This is a genomic window from Collinsella aerofaciens (genome assembly GCF_015555045.1).
GTDB classification, from domain to species: domain Bacteria; phylum Actinomycetota; class Coriobacteriia; order Coriobacteriales; family Coriobacteriaceae; genus Collinsella; species Collinsella aerofaciens_W.
The window spans coordinates 1-3,604 of record NZ_JADNJQ010000052.1; the positions used below are offsets into that span (position 1 = coordinate 1).

General features: G+C 58.1%; 3 protein-coding genes. 1 reads left to right on the forward strand and 2 read right to left on the reverse strand.

Going from position 1 to position 3,604, the window contains the following annotated elements; genetic code table 11:
• Positions 1-313 precede the first annotated feature (313 nt).
• Together pdxT and pdxS are read right to left on the reverse strand one after the other, a co-directional pair.
• Positions 314-901: a pyridoxal 5'-phosphate synthase glutaminase subunit PdxT gene (gene pdxT, locus I2E45_RS10205; RefSeq protein WP_195445975.1), complete on the reverse strand. Its 588-nt coding sequence runs from the start codon at positions 899-901 to the stop codon at positions 314-316.
• A 20-nt stretch (positions 902-921) separates the two neighbouring features.
• The gene (gene pdxS, locus I2E45_RS10210; RefSeq protein ID WP_195445976.1) at positions 922-1,812 is read right to left on the reverse strand and encodes a pyridoxal 5'-phosphate synthase lyase subunit PdxS; all 891 of its coding nucleotides are present in this window, start codon (positions 1,810-1,812) and stop codon (positions 922-924) included.
• 145 nt (positions 1,813-1,957) lie between these two features.
• Between pdxS and pdxR the strand changes: the two genes are divergently transcribed.
• Complete coding sequence (gene pdxR, locus I2E45_RS10215) at positions 1,958-3,397, forward strand: MocR-like pyridoxine biosynthesis transcription factor PdxR (RefSeq protein WP_195445977.1); 1,440 nt, start codon at positions 1,958-1,960, stop codon at positions 3,395-3,397.
• Positions 3,398-3,604: the final 207 nt, after the last annotated feature.

Below are 3,604 nucleotides of genomic sequence, written 5' to 3' on the forward strand. Positions count from 1 at the left end.
GCGCCTATGGCACTTCAACATCATTGTCGCAGCCCCGACCCGCGGTCACGAGCGGGGGCTCCTATCTTTTTAGTGCCCTCGGATTGGGTCATAGTGTCTGTCGGTACCAAAACATCGGCGTTGTCCTGATCAAAGCCTGCCAAAAAGGGACAGGTTTATTTTGGTGGTCGTTGGGGACGTTCTTGTTTGACTAGTCGTTTAAGAACACCCAACGACTACATAGCATGAGAGTGGATAATCTCCCGGTTTGAGCCTGCATCCAAGCTTAAAGTGGGAGATTATCCACTCTCATTTCGTTTGTTGATTTCGATGCCTACATTTGTAGGAACAGTTCGTGGAGGCGGGTGTCTTCGTCGAGTTCGGGGTGAAAGGTTACGCCGAGCTGGTTGTCTTGGCGGGCGGCGACGATGCGGCCATCGACTTCGGCCAGGGCCTCGGCATCGCCGTGCACCTCAACGATGCGGGGCGCGCGGATAAACGTCAGCGGCACTTCACCGTCGATGCCGGCTACCTGCCCCTTGGTTCGAAAGCTGCCGAGCTGCCTGCCGTAGGCATTGCGCTCGACGAGCACATCCATGGTTGCCAGGCGCGGCGTCCCCTTATCGTCGTGGGCGGCAAGGTCGCGCGCCAGCAGAATCAAGCCGGCGCAGGTGCCCAGGACGGGCATGCCTTCAGCGATACGGGCACGAAGCTCCTCGAGCATGCCGAGCTCGGCAAGCAGCTTCCCTTGAACGGTGGACTCGCCGCCGGGAAGTACCAGACGGTCAAAGTCCTGCTTCAAATCAGCCGCCTGCCTCAGCTCAATACAGTGTGCGCCAAGCCCGGATAGTCTTGCCTCGTGCTCGGCAAAAGCGCCTTGGACCGCCAGCACGGCGACCGTTTGGTCTGCATAATCGCTCATGTGCGATCCTTTCTGCTGGACTAGCGCCCGCGCTCTTCCATGATAATCTCGATCTCGTCGGCGTTGATGCCCACCATGGCCTCGCCCAGGTCCTCTGAAAGCTCGGCAATGAGCTTGGCATCGGTGAAGTTTGCCACGGCCTTGACGATGGCGGCTGCGCGCTTGGCGGGGTCGCCGCTCTTAAAGATGCCCGAGCCGACAAACACGCCTTCGGCGCCCAGCTGCATCATCAGCGCGGCGTCGGCGGGGGTCGCTACGCCGCCGGCGGCAAAGTTCACGACGGGAAGCTTACCCGTGGCATGGACCTCGCGCACCAGCTCGACCGGAACCTGCAGTTGCTTGGCTGCCTCAAAGAGCTCGTCGTTGCGCAGGGCAACAACGTCACGGATCTGCTTTTGGATCTTGCGCATGTGACGCACGGCCTGAACGACGTCGCCCGTACCCGGCTCACCCTTGGTGCGAATCATCGTGGCGCCTTCGGCAACACGGCGCAGCGCCTCGCCCAGATCACGGGCGCCGCAGACAAACGGCACGTCAAACTGGGTCTTGTCGATGTGATAGACGTCATCGGCAGGGGAGAGAACCTCGGACTCGTCGATGTAGTCGATCTCGATGGCCTGCAGGACCTGCGCCTCGACGATGTGACCGATGCGGCACTTGGCCATGACGGGGATGGAGACGGCCTCCTGGATGCCCTTGATCATCTTGGGGTCGCTCATGCGCGAGACGCCGCCTGCGGCACGGATGTCGGCCGGGATGCGCTCGAGGGCCATGACGGCGCAGGCGCCTGCCTCCTCGGCGATGCGTGCCTGCTCGGGCGTGGTAACGTCCATGATGACGCCGCCCTTGAGCATCTGCGCGAGCTCGCGATTGAGTTTGACGCGGTCGGCCTTGCTGGTCTGTTCTGCCATGGTTGCTCCCTTGGTTGGCATGTGCATTGCTTGACGGAACATCCTATCGGGGAGCTGGGTATGGCAAAATACTCAGTTTTCGAGATAATAATAAGGTCAGCTTAATACCAGATTGAATGACTTAATAAGGTCAGGTGATAGGCTCATGCTTGACTACAATTTGGAAAAACGCGGCGAAGCATCGCTCTATGAGTATGTTTACCATCAAATTCGAGATGATATCGTAGCTGGACGCATTGTGGCGGGGGAGCATTTGCCGTCTAAGCGCGCCTTTGCCAGTCATCTGGGAATCAGTGTTATTACCATCGAGAATGCATATAGCCAGTTACTCGCTGAGGGCTATATTTGCTCAATACCACGTCGTGGCTACTACGCTTGCGAGCTTCCGGATGCACCGGTTTTGGCTTCGGCTGCGGAGGGCATCGACCGAGATGCCGTCTCTGTGGGCCCCAGCGTGCATGATGTCAACGGACAGGTCGAGCTGTTCGATGCACTTTCTCCTTCCGCTTTGGAGGCGGCGCGGCTTTGGCAAAGCGCACTACGGGCGACGCTGGCATCCGAAGATGAGCGCGAAATCTTTTCGCCCGCACCGGCGCAGGGCACCGCTCGGCTGCGACGCGCAATTGCTCACCATCTGCGTGGGACAAGGGGCATGAATGTCGACCCCAACAACATTGTTATCGGTGCAGGCGCCCAGCTGCTCGATACCATGTTGGTTCAGTTGCTTGGAGCCGACAAGGTGTATGCCGTTGAGGACCCGGGCTATTTGCGTCTGACGCGTATCTATCAGGCTATGGGCTGCAAAGTTCGACATATCCCGTTGGATGACGAGGGCGTGGACTTGAGCACTCTGCAGAAAAGCGGGACCGATGTCCTTCACCTGATGTCGTCCCATCAGTATCCGACCGGCCTTGTGACGAGCATTGCGCGTCGCTATGCGCTTCTGAGCTGGGCCGCCGAGCGACCAGGTCGGTATCTCATCGAAGATGACTTTGATTGTGAGTTTCGCCTTGCCGGGAAGCCGATTCCCGCGCTCGCATCGATCGATGCCGCCCAGTCGGTTATCTACACCAACACGTTTTCGAAGAGCCTTTCATCGGCGTTGCGTTTGGCGTATATGGTGTTGCCCGATGAGCTAATGGAGCGGTTTAGGCGCAACCTTGGTTTCTACGCCTCGTCGGTGAGCTCTGTTGACCAGGTCGCTTTGGCTCGTTTGCTGGAATCGGGTGATTACGAGCGACATGTGAACCGCGTGCGCGTTCGTGCTCGTGAGGCGCGTGATGGCCTGATGGCGCTTGTGCGGAAGGTATTTCCGGCAGGAGAGGTCTCGATCGAGCATGCAGACGCGGGCCTTTACTGCACCGTAGTTGCGGAGCGCGGAGCGGGTGGAAGCTCTTTTGTGCGGGCCCTCACGCGCTCGAGTATCCCGTTCGTCGATGTCAGTGACTGCTTTTGGTGCGCTGATGGCGCATCTGTCCCTGAAAACTCAACTCAAATTCTTGTTCAGTATGACGATTTGAGTCCAAAAGTGCTTAATACCTTGGAATTGCAGCTAATGGGGGCACTCTGCAATCTAAGTGAGTAGACTTTTGGCACTTTGGCGACCAGGCAGTTTTGTAACAAGCTATCTACCTGCGGTTTTGAAAAGCAGGATGACCGGCCTGCTCGGGATGTTCAAAAAAGTCTACTCACTTGCCGCATAAAGCTTTTGCATGGGTAGCGCGCAGAGATGTGGTGTAAGAGGCGGGGCATGCCCCGCCTCTTCCCTTTCTTGAAAGGGAGGGGACACCGC

What these genes read in the sequence shown, in the direction of transcription:
- pdxS (WP_195445976.1), bottom strand. Translation starts at nt 1,812, where the DNA reads ATGGCAGAACAGACCAGCAAGGCCGACCGCGTCAAACTCAATCGCGAG.
- pdxR (WP_195445977.1), top strand. Translation starts at nt 1,958, where the DNA reads ATGCTTGACTACAATTTGGAAAAACGCGGCGAAGCATCGCTCTATGAG.
- pdxT (WP_195445975.1), bottom strand. Translation starts at nt 901, where the DNA reads ATGAGCGATTATGCAGACCAAACGGTCGCCGTGCTGGCGGTCCAAGGC.